Origin of the sequence: Symbiopectobacterium sp. RP (assembly GCF_050472005.1) — a bacterium.
Taxonomy (GTDB): domain Bacteria; phylum Pseudomonadota; class Gammaproteobacteria; order Enterobacterales; family Enterobacteriaceae; genus Symbiopectobacterium.
The window spans coordinates 1,134,545-1,153,052 of record NZ_JBGOGS010000001.1 but is presented as its reverse complement, the minus strand read 5'-3'; the positions used below and the strand labels follow the sequence as shown (position 1 = coordinate 1,153,052).

16 protein-coding genes and 1 pseudogene are annotated in these 18,508 nt (G+C 53.2%); 1 reads left to right on the top strand and 16 read right to left on the bottom strand.

Annotated features, from left to right (window positions below; genetic code table 11):
• Window positions 1-45: 45 nt before the first annotated feature.
• From rlpA to ACD630_RS07480, 10 genes are all read right to left on the bottom strand, one after another.
• Window positions 46-1,152, bottom strand: a complete 1,107-nt coding sequence (rlpA, locus tag ACD630_RS07525) for an endolytic peptidoglycan transglycosylase RlpA (RefSeq protein WP_430358643.1) — start codon at window positions 1,150-1,152, stop codon at window positions 46-48.
• 14 nt (window positions 1,153-1,166) lie between these two features.
• Window positions 1,167-2,279, bottom strand: a complete 1,113-nt coding sequence (mrdB, locus tag ACD630_RS07520; protein WP_430358642.1) for a peptidoglycan glycosyltransferase MrdB — start codon at window positions 2,277-2,279, stop codon at window positions 1,167-1,169.
• Between the two features lie 8 nt (window positions 2,280-2,287).
• Complete coding sequence (gene mrdA / locus ACD630_RS07515) at window positions 2,288-4,192, bottom strand: peptidoglycan DD-transpeptidase MrdA (protein WP_430358641.1); 1,905 nt, start codon at window positions 4,190-4,192, stop codon at window positions 2,288-2,290.
• Window positions 4,193-4,226: 34 nt separating this feature from the next.
• Complete coding sequence (rlmH, locus tag ACD630_RS07510; protein ID WP_430358640.1) at window positions 4,227-4,697, bottom strand: 23S rRNA (pseudouridine(1915)-N(3))-methyltransferase RlmH; 471 nt, start codon at window positions 4,695-4,697, stop codon at window positions 4,227-4,229.
• 1 nt (window position 4,698) lies between these two features.
• On the bottom strand, window positions 4,699-5,016 hold the full coding sequence (gene rsfS / locus ACD630_RS07505) for a ribosome silencing factor (protein WP_430358639.1): 318 nt from the start codon (window positions 5,014-5,016) through the stop codon (window positions 4,699-4,701).
• 221 nt (window positions 5,017-5,237) lie between these two features.
• Complete coding sequence (gene nadD, locus ACD630_RS07500; protein ID WP_430358638.1) at window positions 5,238-5,894, bottom strand: nicotinate-nucleotide adenylyltransferase; 657 nt, start codon at window positions 5,892-5,894, stop codon at window positions 5,238-5,240.
• Window positions 5,887-6,924: a DNA polymerase III subunit delta gene (gene holA / locus ACD630_RS07495; protein WP_430358637.1), complete on the bottom strand. Its 1,038-nt coding sequence runs from the start codon at window positions 6,922-6,924 to the stop codon at window positions 5,887-5,889. The genes nadD and holA overlap by 8 nt, the downstream gene beginning before the upstream one ends.
• Window positions 6,921-7,478, bottom strand: coding sequence for an LPS assembly lipoprotein LptE (gene lptE / locus ACD630_RS07490; RefSeq protein WP_430358636.1), 558 nt, complete (start codon window positions 7,476-7,478; stop codon window positions 6,921-6,923). Before lptE ends, holA begins: the two co-directional genes overlap by 4 nt.
• Window positions 7,479-7,492: 14 nt before the next feature.
• Window positions 7,493-10,075 (bottom strand): leucine--tRNA ligase, encoded by a 2,583-nt coding sequence (gene leuS, locus ACD630_RS07485; protein ID WP_430359945.1) that lies wholly within the window; start codon window positions 10,073-10,075, stop codon window positions 7,493-7,495.
• 234 nt (window positions 10,076-10,309) lie between these two features.
• Window positions 10,310-10,444 carry a hypothetical protein gene (locus ACD630_RS07480; protein ID WP_430358635.1) on the bottom strand — a complete coding sequence of 45 codons (135 nt, stop codon included), beginning with the start codon at window positions 10,442-10,444 and terminating at the stop codon, window positions 10,310-10,312.
• A 368-nt stretch (window positions 10,445-10,812) separates the two neighbouring features.
• Here ACD630_RS07480 and ACD630_RS07475 point away from each other — a divergent pair, with 368 nt between their 5' ends.
• Window positions 10,813-11,298, top strand: a complete 486-nt coding sequence (locus ACD630_RS07475) for a zinc ribbon-containing protein (protein WP_430358634.1) — start codon at window positions 10,813-10,815, stop codon at window positions 11,296-11,298.
• Window positions 11,299-11,380: 82 nt separating this feature from the next.
• Here the strand turns inward: ACD630_RS07475 and ACD630_RS07470 are convergent.
• The 6 genes and pseudogenes from ACD630_RS07470 to miaB form a co-directional block, all read right to left on the bottom strand.
• Window positions 11,381-12,059: pseudogene (locus ACD630_RS07470) on the bottom strand (amino acid ABC transporter ATP-binding protein).
• Window positions 12,060-12,144: 85 nt separating this feature from the next.
• Window positions 12,145-13,734 (bottom strand): apolipoprotein N-acyltransferase, encoded by a 1,590-nt coding sequence (lnt, locus tag ACD630_RS07465; RefSeq protein ID WP_430359944.1) that lies wholly within the window; start codon window positions 13,732-13,734, stop codon window positions 12,145-12,147.
• An 86-nt stretch (window positions 13,735-13,820) separates the two neighbouring features.
• Window positions 13,821-14,714: a CNNM family magnesium/cobalt transport protein CorC gene (gene corC, locus ACD630_RS07460; protein WP_430358633.1), complete on the bottom strand. Its 894-nt coding sequence runs from the start codon at window positions 14,712-14,714 to the stop codon at window positions 13,821-13,823.
• Window positions 14,715-14,999: 285 nt separating this feature from the next.
• Complete coding sequence (gene ybeY / locus ACD630_RS07455) at window positions 15,000-15,467, bottom strand: rRNA maturation RNase YbeY (RefSeq protein WP_430358632.1); 468 nt, start codon at window positions 15,465-15,467, stop codon at window positions 15,000-15,002.
• 59 nt (window positions 15,468-15,526) lie between these two features.
• On the bottom strand, window positions 15,527-16,546 hold the full coding sequence (locus ACD630_RS07450; RefSeq protein ID WP_430358631.1) for a PhoH family protein: 1,020 nt from the start codon (window positions 16,544-16,546) through the stop codon (window positions 15,527-15,529).
• Between the two features lie 341 nt (window positions 16,547-16,887).
• Window positions 16,888-18,312, bottom strand: a complete 1,425-nt coding sequence (gene miaB, locus ACD630_RS07445; RefSeq protein WP_430358630.1) for a tRNA (N6-isopentenyl adenosine(37)-C2)-methylthiotransferase MiaB — start codon at window positions 18,310-18,312, stop codon at window positions 16,888-16,890.
• Window positions 18,313-18,508: the final 196 nt, after the last annotated feature.

The following is an 18,508-nucleotide window of genomic DNA, read 5'->3' as shown; positions in this document are numbered from 1 at the left end:
CCCATGCCCGCACATTAACAGGCGGCGGACTGGGGCGCGAGAGGGTTATTGTGCGTCTGCCGCCGTGACAAAGGCGTGCTGCTGCGCTTCTGTTGCCAAACGCTGCTGAAGTTCAGTGGCCTGTTGGTGGTTTTGAAAAGGGCCAAGCTGAACGCGATACAACCCGTTGCTGGGTGTCACTTTTCCCGTCACGTGGAAGCGTTCGCTCAGGCTTTTCAGCCAGGTTTGCGCACGCAGTGGGTCGCTCAGCGCTCCAACCTGAACCAGATAGCGCCCGTTACTGTTGCCAATCGGTGTCGCTGCCGGTGTCACGGCAAGCAGGTGCGCTGCTGTGGTTGCTGGCGCCCTGGTCACAGGCGTAGCGGCACGTGTATCTTCCAATACGCCAGAACGCAGGGCGGTAGGAGCACCCAGAAACCCACTTGGGCTGGCACTGGTGCTGCTGGCCGGCATGTCGCTGTTATTTTGCACACTGAGGGCGTTGTTACTGACGGGCCTGCTGGCAATGGCTGCTGGCGCACTGGTTTCCATCATAGGCGTACCCAATCCGCTGGCACCGAGGTTCGGGCGATCGGGCAGGGCAAAACTCTGTTTGGCGACGGTTGTCCCAACAGTGCCTAGCCCGGAGAGCGTGCCATCCGGCGCGACCACGATCGCTTCAACTTTCACTTTGGTATTGTTGGAGATATTGAGGCGATCGCCAGCCGCCGTGGACAGATCGATGATTCTGCCCGGCGTATACGGGCCGCGATCGTTCACACGAACCACCAGACGGCGGCCGTTGCTCAGGTTAGTCACGCGGACATAGCTGGGTAATGGCAGCGTGGGGTGCGCAGCGGTAATGGCGTTGGGATCGAAGATTTCGCCGATAGAGGTACGATCGCCGTTGGCTTCAGCGCCGTACCAAGCTGCCAGACCGACCTCGGAGAAGTTCTGCGCGTTCAGGATCACCTTGTAGGTTTTTCCCTTGATGGTGTAATCCTGCAACGTGCTCGGATTATAGGGCTCATAGCGCGGCTCGGCTCCGCCAATCTCTTCCACCGGACCATTATAAGCCGGGGTCGGCGTAATCGGCGCGTGCGGGGCTTCCGTGGTGATACAGGCTGCAAGCATCAAGGTGACGATGCCGACCCAAAGCCAGTCCTTACGCATGTGTTTACCTCACTTTATAAGTTTTTTGAGAGCATCTTACGGTGCGTGTGGATTGACATCACGATGCCAAACCCTGCCATCAACACCACCAACGCTGAACCGCCGTAACTGATAAGCGGGAGCGGCACCCCGACCACGGGCAATATGCCACTCACCATACCGATGTTAACAAAAACATAGACAAACAGAATGAGAATAAGGCCGCCGACCATCACCCGCCCAAACGAGGTTTGGGCATTGGCGGCAATTACCAGACCACGCATGATGACAAACAGATACATGGCGATCAGAAGCAGCACACCAATCAACCCCAACTCCTCTGCCAATACGGCAAAAATAAAGTCGGTGTGGCGTTCAGGTAGAAATTCAAGCTGCGACTGGGTGCCTTGTAGCCAGCCTTTACCCGACAACCCCCCAGAGCCGATAGCAATTTTGGATTGAATAATATGGTAGCCCGCCCCCAGCGGATCGCTTTCCGGATCGAGCAGCATCATCACGCGGGCGCGTTGGTAATCGTGCATCAAAAAGAACCAGAGCACGGGAATAAACGCTGCGAGCAACACTAGCGCCACGGCGATCAGTCGCCAACTCATGCCCGCGAGAAAAAGCGCAAACAGGCCGGATGCCGCGACCAGAATCGACGTGCCCAGATCGGGTTGAGCCGCCACCAACAGGGTTGGCAAAAAGATTAATACTAGGGCGATCCCAGTGTTTTTCATCGACGGTGGGCACATATCACGGTTGATAAAGCGCGCTACCATCAACGGCACGGCAATTTTGGCAATTTCTGAAGGCTGAAAACGGACAAAGCCAAGATCAAGCCAGCGCTGTGCGCCTTTACTTATCTGGCCGAACACATCCACCATGATCAACAGAATGACACAGACGATATAGAGATAGGGTGCCCAGCCTTCGTAGACGCGTGGTGGAATTTGCGCCATGGCGATCATCACGGTAAGACCAATGGCTATCTGTGCCGCTTTACGCTCCATCATGCCGATATCCTGGCCGCTGGCGCTCCACATCACGAATAAGCTATACCCCAGCAGCGCCAGAATACAGAGCAGGAAGGGCAGGTCGATATGCATCTTGGTCCAAATCGACCTTTTTTGTTGGCTTTCAGTCATGGCGGTGGTTACTCGCTTTCAGAACCGGGTGCGCTGGGTGGCGCATCGGGCAATTCGGTGTTGTTATCGCCCAGCATAATGTGGTCGAGCATCTGGCGTACCAAGGCGCTGATAGCAGGGCCTGCACCGCCATTCTCCAAAACGATTGAGATGGCAATTTTCGGGTTGTTATAGGGGGAAAATGCCGTCAACAGTTTGTGGTCACGCAGGTGTTCAGCGATTTTATGCGCATTGTAGGTCTCATTTTCTTTCAGGCCAAATACCTGCGCAGTACCGGTTTTTGCTGCGATCTTATAGGGCGCATCGGCAAAAAATTTATGTGCAGTGCCGTTCTGACGGTTAGCAACCCCGTACATCCCGTCTTTGGCGATTTCCCAATAGCTGGCACGAACATCGCTAAGTCGTGACACTTCTTGCTGACGATAAGGTACGATGACGCCGCTATTGCGAGCGCTATAAAACAGGTGTGGTGTTTTCACGTTGCCATCGTTGATAAGCGTCGTCAGTGCTTTCGCCATTTGAATCGGCGTGGCAATCCAGTAGCCTTGACCAATGCCAACCGGAATGGTGTCCCCTTGATACCAAGGACGTTTGAAGCGTTTCTGCTTCCACTCACGTGTGGGCATATTGCCAGAACGCTCTTCCGCCAGATCGATACCGGTGTATTCACCGTAGCCGAACTTGTTCATCCATTCTGCTAGGCGATCGATACCCATGTCATAAGCGACCTGATAAAAGAAGGTATCCGCAGATTCTTCCAGCGATTTGGTCACGTTCAAGCGGCCATGGCCCCATTTTTTCCAGTCGCGGAACCGTTTTTCTGAGCCCGGTAATTGCCACCAACCTGGATCGAACAGCGAGGTGGTGGGGGTAATCACATTGGCGCTTAATGCAGAGGCGGCAATGTAGGGTTTCACCGTTGAGGCAGGAGGATATAGCCCCTGCGTGGCGCGGTTGATCAGCGGTTTGTTAGGGTCATTAAGCAGTGCGCGATAGTCTTTGCTCGAGATGCCATCAACGAACAGGTTGGGATCGTAGCTCGGGGTGGAAACCAGTGCGCGCAGACCACCATCGCGTGGATCGATAATCACCACCGCTGCCCGGCTGCCTTCCAGCAGCTTTTCAACGTAGATTTGCAGGTTGAGATCGATGGTGAGGTAGATATCCTGACCCGCTTGCGGCGGCTGCTCGTGCAGTTGACGGATGACACGGCCACGGTTATTGACTTCCACCTCTTCATAACCAGGTTTACCGTGCAGAATATCTTCGTAATAGCGCTCAATGCCCAGTTTTCCGATGTCGCGCGTGGCGGCGTAATCGGCAATCTTTTCTTCCTTACTCAGTCGCTCTACGTATTTATCATTGATTTTTGATACGTAGCCGAGGACATGGGTTAGGGCAGAGCCATACGGATAATAGCGGCGTTGATAGCCTTTAACTTCCACGCCGGGAAAACGGTACTGGTTGACGGCAAAACGGGCGACATCAACGTCGCTTAAGGCTGTTTTGAGCGGAATGGAGGTGAAGCGGCGTAAGCGTTTACGTTCTTTCTCGAAGTTTTCCAGATCATCATCAGTGAGATTGACAATGGGTTTCAGAGCAGCCAGCGTATCTTGCAGGTTATCAACTTTGTCCGGCACCAGTTCCAGCTGGTAAATGGTGCGGTTGAGCGCCAGGGGAATACCGTTGCGATCGTAAATGATGCCGCGGCTGGGCGCGATGGGTACCAGCTTAATGCGGTTTGCGTTTGAGCGTGTGCGGTAGTCATCAACGCGCACCACTTGCAAATGGTACAAATTGGTCACCAGCACGCCGGAAAGCAGCAAAATACCGATGAACGCCACTAAAGCACGACGTACGAAAAGGGCGGATTCCGCCGAATAATCACGAAAGGGTTTATGTTCTGTTTTCATCCGGCAACTATTTCGTGTGTTTCATCGTACAGTCTTACTCTCTATGGTAAGGGTGATTGGTGGTGATGCTCCAGGCCCGATACAGGCTCTCGGCCACCAATACGCGCACCAGCGGGTGCGGCAGCGTTAACGGCGGTAGCGACCAGCTTTGCTCCGCCGCCGCTTTGCAAGCGGGGGCCAGCCCTTCCGGGCCGTCAATCAGCAGGCTGACGTCGCGCCCGTCCTGTTTCCAGCGTTCCAATTGGCTGGCAAGCTGCGGCGTTTCCCACGGCGTACCGGGAATATCTAGTGTCACAATACGGTTACTTTTCCCCACTGCCGCCAACATCAGTTCCCCTTCGCGCTCGAGAATACGTTTGATATCCGCATTCTTTCCCCGTTTAGCAGCAGGGATCTCCGTGAGCTCGAAGCGCATGTCTTTGGGAAAACGTCGCAGATAATCCGAAAAACCTGTCTGCACCCAGTCCGGCATTTTGGTGCCAACGGCGACCAGCTGCAGCCTCATGCTAGCTCCACAGTTTTTCCAGTTCGTACAGGTGACGGCTCTCTTCCTGCATCACGTGCACCATCACATCACCGAGATCGACAACTACCCAGTCAGCACCTTGCTCACCCTCAACACCCAGTGGGATCATTCCGGCAGCGCGTGAGGCTTGTACCACATGCTCGGCGATAGACGAAAAGTGGCGGCTGGATGTACCGGTGCAGATAATCATGCAGTCGGTAGTGCTGGATTTGCCACGCACGTTCAGCGCAACGATATCCTGGCCTTTTAAATCATCTATTTTATCAATAACAAAATCTTGGAGTGCTTGGCCTTGCAAAGGTTCCTCCTGCCTGGCGGTTCAACCGGAGAAATGTGCTCCGGCGGGTAAAAAGGGTTGCGTGTTCATGCGTGATGCACCGCAGGTGTTTCAGGGTATTATCGGCCTATTTTGCGGCCCATATTGTGGCATAGAAACGCGCTTTACCGTTTTTTACCGGACTGAAAAACCAGCGGCGGAGTATAGCATGCCCGGTGAGAGAGTGGTATGCGGGAAGCGGGTTAACGGTATAAGTCGTGAGCATCCATAAAATGCAGCACGGCAGGGGGAACCAAATCGTCGCAGGATTCACCCTTCTGACTGCGCTGGCGAATATCCGTGGCAGAGACGGTGACCAGCGGCGTGTGCGCCAAATAGATCAATCCGTGCGGCTGCGTGTGAAGAGCTGCGGCATTTTCAGCGCTGTGCGCTTCCAGCCACGCCTGCTGTTCTGGCGTGTCCAACGTGGTGCGGTAACCTAGGCGTGCGCAGACCAGTAGATGACACACCTTGAGCAGGTCTTGTCCGCGGTGCCAGGCGTGTAATGTGAGCAGCGAATCCTGGCCGATAATAAAGGCCAACGGAATGTTATCGCCCATTTCTGCGCGGATCATCTCCATGGTATCAATGGTGTAAGACGGCGTGATGCGCTGCAATTCACGGTCATCCACGCTGAATAACGGCGTCTCGGCGATGGCGAGTTCCACCATGCGTTTGCGCTGTTGCGCGGTGGCTTCAGGTTGTTCGCGGTGAGGCGGTACGTTATTGGGCATCAGCGTGATGCGCGTTACGCCTATTTCATCCGCCAGCGCAGTGACTGGACGTAAATGCCCATAATGAATGGGATCAAAGGTGCCGCCGAAGTAGGCGATCAGTTCAGGGGGAGTAACGCTATTCATCGGCGTTGACCATACCGGGCGCAAGCACCTTGCCGCACAATAACAGCGTCAGCGTTTGCATTTCTGGCCGGATGGATTGGCCATAATCCTGTTTTAGCGTCAATTCCAATCGCGTCAGCAGGTGCATAGCTTGCTGCAACTGATGTCCATTGAGCCGTTGGAGTGCCTGAGTGAGCAGTGCGCGTCGGTTTTGCCACACTTTATGCTGATCAAACAGGGTACGTAACGGTGTTGTCGCCATGTTGCGCTGCAAGGTGACCAGCAGCGTCAACTCACGTTGCAGCGTGCGCAGCAGAATCACCGGTTCGCAGTCTTCTGCTTGTAACTGTTGCAACACGTGCCAGGCGCGTTTGCTTTTGCCTGCCAGCATGGCATCCAACCAGTGAAAGGGCGTGAAGTGTGCGGCATCGTTTACCGCCTGTTCAACGCGTGGCAACGTGAGCTTGCCGTCAGGATAGAGCAATGACAAACGTTCCAGCGCCTGCATCAACGCCAGAAGATTGCCTTCATAGCAGTAACACAGCAGCTGAGTTGCGGCATCATCCAGTTGCAGTTTACGTTGCTTGGCGCGTTGTACCACCCAGCGCGGTAATTGCGTCTGTTCCGGTGTTAAACAGTTGATGATCACGCCGTGCTGCGACAGTGCTTTATACCAGGCGCTGTTTTCTTGCGCTTTGGTGAGTTTGCTGCCGCGTAGAATAGGTAAGACGTCCTGATGCAGCAGTCCAGACAGTTTGACCAGATTTTCTGCCATGGCGGCGTTGGGGCCGTTTTCCGGCAGTTGCAGCAGTAGGCTTTGCCGTGAAGCGAACAGGCTGAGTGCCTGACATACGCTGAAAATAGCATCCCAATCGGTGCTTTGATCGAGTGTGAAACTGAAATGTTCGGTGAAACCCTGCTCCCGCGCGCGATGGCGCAGCATATCTAGGCTTTCCTGCAACAACAGTGGGTCGTTGCCAAACAGCAGATAACAAGCGCGCAGCCCTTCATTGAGCTGCGCGGCAAGCTGTTCCGGATAGATACGGATCATGAACGCCCGTTGTTATCGCTGATGGCGGTGGCACGTTGCTGGCGGTTTTTCACCTCATCACTGCCGTTGATGGTCACCAGCTTACGCACTAACTGCTCGGCAGCCTGACGGCGCATCTCCTTACGTATGATGTCCTGTTCGGCGTTTTTTGCCAACGCGGCGAGCGGGTTATCAAAGAAGGTGCGGAACACCGTGACCGAGAGTGGGTAAATATCTTCACCAGGCAGCAGCACCTGTGCCTGAATGGTCAGCACCAGCTGGTACTCTGCGGTGGTCCCATCCTGGAAAATAGAGACAGTGTCTCTGGCTTCCGTGGAGCCGAGAATACGCAGGGATGCGATATCCTGACGCGCGGCGTCTTCCTCGATTCTTACATCACTGGCACGTAGCTGATCGCGAATGGCCCGGGTCAACGGACCAAAAGGATCGTTACTGGTCAGCGTTAATACCTTCAATTCGCTGGGCAGTTGTGTGGTGCCACGCAGATGAAAACCGCAGCCGGCGGTAACCAGCACCGCCAACCCCAGCAACAACGTGAATAAACGATGTCGCACAGTGCCTCCTTGGCTTAACCTACAACCAGGTTAAGCAGTTTGCCCGGAACGTAAATGACTTTACGTACTGTAACGCCTTCTAGGTATTTTGCCACCAGATGTTCCTGTGCGGCACGCGACTGAACCTGCTCCTGCGTGGCATCGGCAGCAACCGTAATTCTGCCGCGCACCTTGCCGTTCACTTGCACCACGACCAATTTGGAGTCTTCCACCATGGCATCTTCATCGGCAACAGGCCACGGGGCCGTATCGATATCGCCATTGCCACACAGCGCCTGCCACAGCGTGAAGCAGGCGTGCGGTGTGAACGGGTACAGCATACGCACCACGGCCAGCAGCGCTTCCTGAGTCAGTGCGCGATCCTGCTTGCTTTCTTGCGGCGCTTTTGCCAGCTTGTTCATCAGTTCCATCACGGCGGCGATAGAGGTGTTGAACGTCTGACGACGACCAATATCATCGGTAACTTTAGCGATGGTTTTGTGCAGGTCGCGACGCAGTGCTTTCTGATCTTCGGTCAGCGCGGAAACATCCAGCGCACCGCTAGCGCCTTTTTCCGTGTGGTCGTAAACCTGTTTCCACACACGCTTGAGGAAGCGGTTAGCCCCTTCAACCCCTGATTCCTGCCATTCCAGCGTCATTTCTGCCGGAGAGGCGAACATCATAAACAGACGCACAGTGTCGGCACCGTATTTCTCTACCATAACCTGCGGGTCGATACCGTTGTTCTTCGATTTAGACATCTTGCTCATCCCGGCGTACACCAGTTCGCGGCCTTCTGCATCGAAGGCTTTCAGGATGCGTCCTTTGTCATCGCGCTCCACGGTGACGTCAGACGGTGATACCCAGATACGTTCGCCACTGTTGCCGGTGTAGTAGAAGGCATCAGCCAACACCATCCCCTGACACAACAGGCGCTTGGCGGGTTCATCGGATGTGACAAGACCTGCATCACGCATCAACTTGTGGAAGAAGCGGAAATACATCAGGTGCATGATGGCGTGTTCGATACCGCCCACGTATTGATCGACTGGCAGCCAGTAGTTGGCCGCCGCCGGATCGAGCATACCATGATCGTATTGCGGGCAAGTGTAGCGCGCGTAGTACCAGGAGGATTCCATAAAGGTATCGAAGGTATCGATTTCACGCAGCGCAGGCTGACCGTTGACGGTGGTTTTTGCCCAGTTGGGATCGGCTTTGATAGGGCTGGTAATGCCATCCATCATCACGTCTTCCGGCAGAATCACTGGCAGTTGATCTTCCGGGGTTGGGATAACGGTGCCATCTTCCAACGTCACCATCGGGATTGGCGCCCCCCAGTAACGCTGACGGGATACGCCCCAATCGCGCAGGCGATAGTTGACTTTGCGTTCGCCGACGCCGAGTGCGACCAGCTTGTCAGCAATGGCGTTAAAGCCCGCCTCGTGATCCAGACCGCTGAATTCGCCTGAGTTGAACAGTGCGCCTTTCTCGGTCATGGCTTGTGCAGAGGTATCGGGTTCGCTGCCGTCCAGGTTCAGGATAACGGGTTTGATCGTCAGCTGATATTTCGTGGCAAATTCCCAGTCGCGCTGGTCGTGGCCCGGAACGGCCATCACCGCGCCAGTGCCGTAATCCATCAGTACGAAGTTGGCTGCCCATACTGGCAGTTTTTCGCCGGTCAGTGGATGCACCACGAACAGACCTGTCGCCATGCCCTTTTTCTCCATGGTCGCCATATCTGCTTCGGCAACTTTGGTGTTACGGCATTCATCGATAAACGCGGTCAACGCCGGGTTAGTGGCGGCGGCGCACAGCGCCAGCGGATGCGCGGCAGCAACGGCGACATAGGTGGCACCGATAAAGGTATCCGGACGCGTGGTGTAGACGGTCAGCTTGTCAGCGCTGTCTGCCACGTCAAAGGTAATTTCCACCCCTTCCGAACGGCCAATCCAGTTGCGTTGCATGGTTTTAACCTGCTCCGGCCAGCTTTCCAGCGTGTCCAGATCGTTGAGCAGTTGATCGGCGTAATCGGTGATTTTGATAAACCACTGCGGGATCTCTTTACGCTCCACTTTGCTGTCACAGCGCCAGCAGCAGCCATCGATAACCTGTTCGTTGGCCAGCACCGTCTGATCGTTCGGGCACCAGTTCACCGTAGAGGTTTTCTTGTAGACCAGACCTTTTTCGTACAGCTTGGTGAAGAACCACTGTTCCCAGCGATAATAATCGGGTTTACAGGTGGCGACTTCACGATCCCAGTCATAGCCAAAGCCCAGCAGCTTCAACTGGTTTTTCATGTAATCGATGTTGGCATAGGTCCAGGGGGCCGGTGCGGTGTTGTTTTTTACTGCAGCCCCTTCCGCTGGCAGACCGAAAGCGTCCCATCCGATTGGTTGCAGGACGTTTTTCCCTAACATGCGTTGGTAGCGGGAAATAACATCACCGATGGTGTAATTACGTACGTGCCCCATGTGTAGGCGGCCAGAAGGGTAGGGGAGCATGGAAAGGCAGTAGTACTTTTCCTTGCCGGGCTCTTCGGTCACTTTAAACGTTTTGTTTTCTTGCCAGTGAAGCTGGACGCGAGTTTCTATCTCTTCTGGGCGGTATTGCTCTTGCATGGCTGCCAAGGGTCCTATTTAGTAAAGAAGGGCTACACCCGTAGCGTGTTCCGATTCATCATAATGATCCACATAGCATAGCTGATAAGCAACGCTGGCAACAACCGTCTCTGCACCCTAAGCGCTGATTTATACCCGTCATACTTCACGTTGCAGGTGCGTTAGCTAAACTCGTCCACCCGAATCACTTACCTGAGTAAGCTCATCGGGATTGATGAACCTCATCCCTGAGGTTCACCCTTCGGGCCAGCGCAAGCGCTGTTCAAAACGCAAACGTTTTGTCCTGCAACTCGAATTATAGCCAAGCGACATTATTTTGATAACAATTAGGGCTTTGTTGAATAATAGGTAATCATGCTGTTTTTCCATGCCAGTTTTGGTTGAAAATGCTTGTCATCTCAGGTGTACACTTTTCTCATGAGGCCTAACTGCATGATTTTACGTTGCGAGGATCCGTCGTTTCGCTGGGCTGCCAGCATAAAATCTATTTATTCAACAAAGCCAACAATTAGCTGTATTTTTTTGCCACATATCAGGGCATTGGCTGTAATCATTTTTAAGTCGGTTGGCTATATTTAGGGTATATGGATGCAAGCCGCAAAGTTGGCAAAAAGTGGGGCAAAGAGAGGTGATGAGCAAGAATAGTGTTTAAAACCGTCTAAAATAGAGAGGGATAGCTAAACAGGTACCGTCATTGCCCCGCCAATGTTAACCAATCCGCGTATTCAGGAGGCACCATGAACAAGAAAGCCCGGCATTATCGTGCGCTGATGTCTTCCATCATGACGCGTTTAAGCGCCGGTGAACGCGATCTGACTCAGATGCTCCAACATGCCCGGGAGAGCTTGCACGACAGCGAAGATCTCACCCACCGCGAACGCGAAGATATTATTCAGTCCGTAGAGCGCGATTTGGCCGAATTTGCTCAGCGTTACACGGATAGCCAGGACGAGGATTTATCCGATAGTGTGTTTCTGCGTGTCATCAAGGAGAGCCTGTGGAAAGAGCTGGTGGATATTACGGATAAAACTCAGTTGGAATGGCAGGTGCTGTTTAAAGATGTCAGCCATCACGGCGTTTACCACAGTGGCGAAGTCGTCGGGCTGGGTAATTTGGTGTGTGAAAACTGCCATCACCATTTGGCATTCTATACGCCGGAAGTGCTGCCTCGTTGTCCGAAGTGCGAGCACGATCAGTTTCAGCGTCAGCCTTTTCAGCCCTGACGAGGTAGCTTAAGGGAGAGGCGTTCCCGCTTGCGCGGGAACGCGCGTCGCAACGTCAGGCGCTGCGATACTGGATAATGGCTTAGTGCAGGATCTTCGCCAAAAAGTCTTTAGCGCGCACGGATTTGGGATTGTTGAAGAACTCTTCTTTAGGCGTGTCTTCCACAATCTTGCCTTCATCCATGAAGATGACGCGGTGTGCCACTTTGCGCGCAAAGCCCATTTCGTGGGTAACGACCATCATCGTCATGCCTTCTTGCGCCAGTTCAACCATAACATCCAACACTTCGTTGATCATTTCCGGATCGAGCGCGGAAGTCGGTTCGTCAAACAGCATGGCAACCGGGTCCATGCAGAGTGCACGCAATGGCGACACGCTGTTGCTGACCACCGGAGAGCTGGCCGGGAAATTTGTTAGCGTGTGCGGACAAACCCACGTGATTGAGCAACTTGGTGGCCTTTTCACGCGCGGCCTCTTTATCACGCTTGAGCACTTTCACCTGCGCCAGCGTCAGGTTCTCAATGATGGAGAGGTGGGGAAACAGTTCAAAATGCTGGAACACCATGCCCACTTTGGAACGCAATTGTGCCAGATTGGTTTTCTTGTCGTTAACCGAGATGCCGTTAACGTCAATCTGACCTTGCTGCACGGGTTCAAGGCCATTAACCGTTTTGATCAACGTGGATTTCCCGGAGCCTGACGGCCCACAAACGACCACCACTTTACCTTTCTTCACTTCTGTCGAGCAATCGGAGAGCACCTGAAAGTGACCATATAGCCAACCGACTTAAAAATGATTACAGCCAATGCCCTGATATGTGGAAAAAAAATACAGCTAATTGTTATCAAAATAATGTCGCTTGGCTATATGGTACATATTGACGGGAAACCGGCAGGCCGCGCCTGCCGGTTATTGTGTTAACGACGCAGGCTATCCCGGCCAGCACGGCGAGAATGATCCACATTGGCCAAGCACCAAAGCGTGCGTAAGGGGTGATGCCGGTGGTTGGCGTCACTTTGGTGAGCAGCACCTTGCGCGTAAACTGCGGCAGTTCGGCACTGATTTCACCCTGTGGGCCGATAACGGCGGTCACGCCATTGTTGGTCGCACGTAGCAGCGGACGCCCTAACTCAAGAGCACGCATGCGGGCCATTTGTAAATGTTGCCATGGACCGATAGAACGACCAAACCAGGCATCGTTGGAGATGGTCAGCAGCATATCGGTATCAGGCCGGAAGTTATCGCGTACTTGCTGCCCGAGAATAATTTCATAGCAGACCGTAGCCGTCATCCGTATACCATTAACCAAGAGCTGAGGCTGTTGGTAAGGGCCACGGCTGAACGAAGACATCGGCAGATCGAAGAACGGCGCTAACGGACGGAGCAGCGTTTCCAGCGGAACGAATTCACCAAATGGCACCAGATGATTTTTGTTGTAGCGGTTGGTGCTGGGGTAACGGTACGGTTCGCTGCCACCCAGCACGATAATGCTGTTGTAGAAGTCAACCTGCTCGTTTGTGCGGCGGCGTGCATCCACAACCCCCGTGACCAGACTGCTGTTGTGCGCGCGCAGTAGCTCATCGATATGCTGCAAATACGCTTGCTGACGCGTTTCTACATCAGGGATGGCCGATTCTGGCCAGATAACGATTGGCGCTTTATCCAGATAAGGCAGCGTGGCATCCCGGTAGATGTTCAGAATCTGTTGCAGCGCATTGGGATCCCATTTTTGCACCTGGGCAATATTGCCTTGCACCAGCGCGACGTTGACCGCGCGATCTGGTTGAGGCGTGAACCAATGGATAAACTTCAACGGCCAAGGCAGAAGCAGCAGCGCAATGGCGCAGTAAAGCGGGATAGTTTTGCGTCGTGTGGTACCGAACACCAGCAGGCCGGCAATGATGACCAACAAGAGGTTGATACCATCAACGCCAAGCAGCGGCGCCAGGCCTTGCAGCGGCCCGTCAATCTGGCTATAGCCAAATTGCAGCCAGGGAAAGCCGGTGAGTACCCAACCGCGCAACCACTCAGTGAACTGCCACAGGACCGGCGCGACCACGATAAGACGCACCAGCGTCGTTCGTGGCCACATGCGCGTTAACAGTCCAGAGAAGAGCGCGGGATAAAGCGACAGATAGAGCACGAGCAGTACCACCAGAAACACGTTAATGGCTTCCGGCATGCCGCCGAACTCGGCAATACTGACGTACACCCAGTTCACTCCGCTGCCAAACAGGCCAAAGCCCCCGCTAAAACCAATGGCGGCGGATTGCCGCCAGGTTCTGTTCAGCGTCAGGGCTTGCAATCCGCACAGCGAAACCAGCGCGGCAGGCCAGAAATCAAACGGTGAAAACGCCAAGGTGCCCCAAGCACCGCAGAACAGCGCAAGCAGGATGCGCACCCGCTGGAGGCGTAAAACAGACATGACAGACATTGTCGAATTATAGCCAAGCGACATTATTTTGATAACAATTAGCTGTATTTTTTTGCCACATATCAGGGCATTGGCTGTAATCATTTTTAAGTCTGTTGGCTATAAGGTTCCAGTGTTGGTTGAGGCGCCTCGTCAGGGATTCTGACATGAGTCTGAATAATACGTCGGCTGTCCGCCATGGCAACTTTGAACAGGTAACCGTTGATGTCGATGGTTTCACCACGCGCAGGCAGATGGCCGAAGGCTTGCATCACTAGTCCGCCGATGGTGTCCACTTCTTCATCGCTGAACTGGGTGCCAAACACCTCGTTGAAATCTTCAATCAGTGTTAGCGCGCGCACGGTATAGGTGTGTCGGTTCAGCTGACGGATATCGCGATCTTCTTCGTCGTCGTACTCATCTTCAATTTCGCCAACGATCAGCTCGAGAATGTCTTCAATGGTGAGCAGCCCAGATACACCGCCAAACTCATCGATGACGATAGCCATGTGATAACGCAGCGAACGGAACTCGTGCAGCATGCGGTCCACGTGTTTGCTTTCCGGCACCACGAGTGCAGGACGAAGCACCTGCTCCATGCTGAACGGCTCGGCATCGCTGCGCATAAACGGCAGCAGATCCTTGGCCATCAGGATGCCTTCAATGTGGTCCTTGTCTTCACTGATCACCGGAAAACGCGAGTGCGCTGATTCGATAATCACATCCAGACACTCTTCCAGCGTTTGGTTGTGCTTCAGTGTGATCATCTGCGAACGGGGTATCATGATATCCCGCACGCGCTGTTCCCCGATATCCATTACCCCTTCGAGCATGTCGCGGGTGTCTGGATCGATCAGATCGTTTTGTTCGGAATCACGGATAAAGGCGAGGAGGTCACTGCGATCCTTGGGTTCACCATGAAAAAGCTGGTTAAGGATCAGTGAGAAGAATCCTTTCTTGGGACTGGGGCTATCGCTGTTTTGAGAATGGTCGTCGCTCATGGCGTTCTATTTACTGTCTCTCTGGTTAGTCAATCATCATCAACCACGCAAAAGGGGCATGCGCTGTAAGAGCATCAGGCGCGCGGGCGGGTTGACATAAAGGTGCGCGGTGATTACTGCGCGTGGCGTTATGTTTAACCATAACGCCGTTAAGCTATGATGACGAAGAAGGCATCATAACGAAAAATGCGCCATCAAAAGCAATATCAGGGTCTACGGTAATCTACTGTATTTTTCATAATAACAGAATATACCCGTCATACTTCAAGTTGCCGCCACGTGGCCTTACTCTTTCTCGGACAGATAAGGGTCAACATAGCCCATTTGTTGCATAATCTCGGTTTCCAACGCTTCCATCTCTTCTGCTTCGTCGTCCTCGATGTGATCATAACCCAGCAGATGCAGACAACCGTGTATCACCATATGTGCCCAGTGGGCGTCTGCGGTTATTTGCTGTTCAATGGCTTCCTGCTCCACCACCTGGCGGCAAATAATCAGATCGCCCAATAACGGCAGCTCGACTTCCGGCGGTGCTTCAAACGGAAAGGAGAGTACGTTGGTAGGTTTGTCTTTGCCGCGATAGGTGTGATTCAGTTCGTGGCTTTCCGCTTCATCAACGATACGAATGGTCACTTCCGCTTCTGGCTGAAACTGCGGCAGTACCGCCTCCAGCCAACGCTGAAAATCCTGTTCGCTCGGCAGCCCTGCAGCATTGTTGCTGGCAATTTGTAAATCGAGAATAACCTGACTCATTGTGACTCCTGCTTATCACCCGCCCCTGATACCGCGGGTGCACTGGCTGCTTGTGCTTCTCATTTGCGCTCTTCGGCCTGCGCTGCACGGCGTTTCTGGTCGGCTTCTTCCCAGGCTTCATAAGCGTTGACGATGCGTGCGACCACAGGGTGGCGCACCACATCTTCACTGTGAAAGAAGTTAAAACTGATCTCTTCCACATCGGCCAACACGTCAATCGCGTGGCGCAGCCCCGATTTGATATTGCGTGGCAGGTCAATCTGAGTGATATCGCCGGTGATGACGGCTTTGGAGTTGAAGCCAATACGGGTCAGGAACATCTTCATCTGTTCGATCGTGGTGTTCTGGCTCTCATCGAGGATAATAAAGGCGTCATTCAGCGTGCGGCCGCGCATATAGGCCAATGGCGCTACTTCAATCACGTTGCGCTCAATGAGTTTTTCCACGCGCTCAAACCCCAGCATTTCGAATAACGCATCGTAGAGTGGGCGCAGATAAGGATCGACCTTTTGGCTCAAATCGCCGGGCAGAAAGCCGAGTTTTTCTCCCGCTTCAACGGCCGGGCGCGTTAACAAAATGCGGCGGATATCCTGACGCTCGAGCGCATCCACCGCGGCAGCGACTGCCAGATAGGTTTTCCCCGTTCCCGCAGGGCCCACGCCGAAGGTAATATCATGATCGAGGATGTTGGCGATATACTGCGCCTGATTGGGGGTGCGCGGCTTAATGATGCCGCGTTTGGTGCGGATGTTGATCGCCTTGCCAAAATCCAGCACGCTCTCGGCGCTTTGCTCCAGCACGCCCGATTCTTTGATTGCCAGATGAATCTGCTCGGGGTCAATATCCCCTTCCACACCACGCACGGGTGCGGTATCAACATAAAGACGTTGCAGAATATTTGCCGCCGCTTCAATACACAGGCCTTTTCCGACCAGTTTGAATTTATTGTCTCGATGGTTGATTTCGATTCCGAGACGGCGCTCCAACTGTTTGATATTACTATCAAAGGGGCCGCACAGATTAAGTAGGCGTTTATTATCAGCAGGTTCGAGGGTAATCTCTTTTATCGTAACGTTCAAATTATTCCTCTTGGTATATCAACGCTCGTCATCATGAGTGATGAGAACAATAAGGGACGAGATGATGATTGAATTATTTATCGGTAATAGGGAAAGGTGCAAGTGGCAATATGTTCATACCCGTCATACTTCAAGTTGCAGAAGCGTTGGAGGCGTTCACTCACCCGAATCACAAGCTCATTGGGATAAATGAATCTCATCTCTGAGATTCACCCTACGGGCCAGCGCAAGCGCTGTTCAAAACGTAAACGTTTTGTCCTGCAACTTGAATTATTTAGGCTATATGATGGCGCGCGGCGGGCAAGTGCACGGGCGAGTGCATCACCCGTGCGGCTTATCCATCAAGGCTGGTAGAGACCAACGCCGATATCGTTCTCTTTGCGGGTTCGTGCAATCACGGAGGCTGGAGATTCGTTGATGCGCAGACCCATCTGGTTTTCGGTTTTGACAACCACACCGCGCAGTGAATTAGGACGAACGTCGACAATTTCAACATCAACGAACTTACCAATCATATCCGGGGTGCCTTCGAAGTTAACCACACGGTTATTTTCTGTGCGACCTGACAGTTCCATCACGCTTTTGCGCGATGTACCTTCCACCAGAATGCGTTGGATGCTGCCTAACATACGGCGGCTGAACTGCATCGCTTGCTGGCTGATACGTTCTTGCAGAATATACAGGCGCTGCTTTTTCTCTTCTTCGCAGACATCATCAACCATGTCTGCGGCGGGGGTCCCCGGACGCGCAGAGTAGATAAAGCTAAAGCTCATATCAAAATTGACATCACCAATCAGTTTCATGGTTTGTTCGAAATCTTCTTGGGTTTCACCGGGGAAGCCGATGATAAAGTCGGAACTGATATGAATATCCGGTCGTGCGCTGCGCAGTTTACGAATGATGGCTTTGTATTCCAGCGCGGTATGGCGGCGCTTCATCATGGTTAGAATACGATCGGAACCGCTCTGTACTGGCAGATGAAGGAAGCTCACCAGTTCAGGCGTATCTTCGTAGACGCTGATGATATCGTCGGTAAACTCAATCGGGTGACTGGTGATAAAGCGGAGACGGTCGATACCGTCTATTGCGGCTACCAGACGCAGCAAATCGGCAAACGAGCAGATACTGCCATCAAAATTTTCACCACGATAGGCGTTGACGTTTTGACCCAACAGGTTAACTTCACGTACCCCTTGTGCGGCCAGCTGCGCAATTTCATATAAGACGTCGTCACAGGGCCGACTGACTTCTTCACCGCGCGTATAAGGCACCACGCAAAATGAGCAATATTTGTTGCACCCTTCCATGATGGAAACAAACGCCGTCGGCCCTTCGGCACGAGGTTCCGGCAGCCGATCAAATTTTTCGACTTCCGGGAAGCTGATATCCACCACCGGGCTATGTGTGCCCTGCACGTGGTTAATCATTTCTGGCAGGCGGTGCAGCGTTTGCGGGCCAAAAATCAGATCGACATAGCTGGCGCGTTCGCGAATATGCTCGCCTTCCTGAGAAGCAACACAGCCGCCCACTCCAATAATCAGATCGGGGTTGTTCTCTTTCAGCGCTCTCCAGCGGCCAAGTTGATGGAAAACTTTTTCCTGTGCCTTTTCACGGATAGAACAGGTATTCAGCAGCAGAACGTCAGCCTCTTCGGCCACCTCGGTCAGCTCATAACCGTGTGTACTTTCCAGCAGGTCAGCCATCTTGGATGAATCGTATTCATTCATCTGACAGCCCCAGGTTTTAATGTGCAGTTTCTTTGTCATCGACTTGTCATTACTCAGTGCGGGTGAAAAAGCGTATTACCAAATCATAGATGCCCAGAAATACGGACGGGGCACGTATTGTAATCTTTTGCTGCGGTTGTGACCATAGCGCGAAATTTGTTGAGCGTTTTTTCGCAGGGTCAACACAGTTGTCGAAAATCCAGTACACTGTGCCTATCAGTTACACAGTTTGAGT

Bases quoted from the DNA above. Each gene is read 5' to 3' on its own strand.
- rlpA (WP_430358643.1), bottom strand. From the start codon at position 1,152: ATGCGTAAGGACTGGCTTTGGGTCGGCATCGTCACCTTGATGCTTGCA.
- mrdB (WP_430358642.1), bottom strand. From the start codon at position 2,279: ATGACTGAAAGCCAACAAAAAAGGTCGATTTGGACCAAGATGCATATC.
- mrdA (WP_430358641.1), bottom strand. From the start codon at position 4,192: ATGAAAACAGAACATAAACCCTTTCGTGATTATTCGGCGGAATCCGCC.
- rlmH (WP_430358640.1), bottom strand. From the start codon at position 4,697: ATGAGGCTGCAGCTGGTCGCCGTTGGCACCAAAATGCCGGACTGGGTG.
- nadD (WP_430358638.1), bottom strand. From the start codon at position 5,894: ATGAATAGCGTTACTCCCCCTGAACTGATCGCCTACTTCGGCGGCACC.
- holA (WP_430358637.1), bottom strand. From the start codon at position 6,924: ATGATCCGTATCTATCCGGAACAGCTTGCCGCGCAGCTCAATGAAGGG.
- leuS (WP_430359945.1), bottom strand. From the start codon at position 10,075: ATGCAAGAGCAATACCGCCCAGAAGAGATAGAAACTCGCGTCCAGCTT.
- ACD630_RS07480 (WP_430358635.1), bottom strand. From the start codon at position 10,444: ATGGAAAAACAGCATGATTACCTATTATTCAACAAAGCCCTAATTGTT.
- ACD630_RS07475 (WP_430358634.1), top strand. From the start codon at position 10,813: ATGAACAAGAAAGCCCGGCATTATCGTGCGCTGATGTCTTCCATCATG.
- lnt (WP_430359944.1), bottom strand. From the start codon at position 13,734: ATGTCTGTCATGTCTGTTTTACGCCTCCAGCGGGTGCGCATCCTGCTT.
- corC (WP_430358633.1), bottom strand. From the start codon at position 14,714: ATGAGCGACGACCATTCTCAAAACAGCGATAGCCCCAGTCCCAAGAAA.
- ybeY (WP_430358632.1), bottom strand. From the start codon at position 15,467: ATGAGTCAGGTTATTCTCGATTTACAAATTGCCAGCAACAATGCTGCA.
- miaB (WP_430358630.1), bottom strand. From the start codon at position 18,312: ATGACAAAGAAACTGCACATTAAAACCTGGGGCTGTCAGATGAATGAA.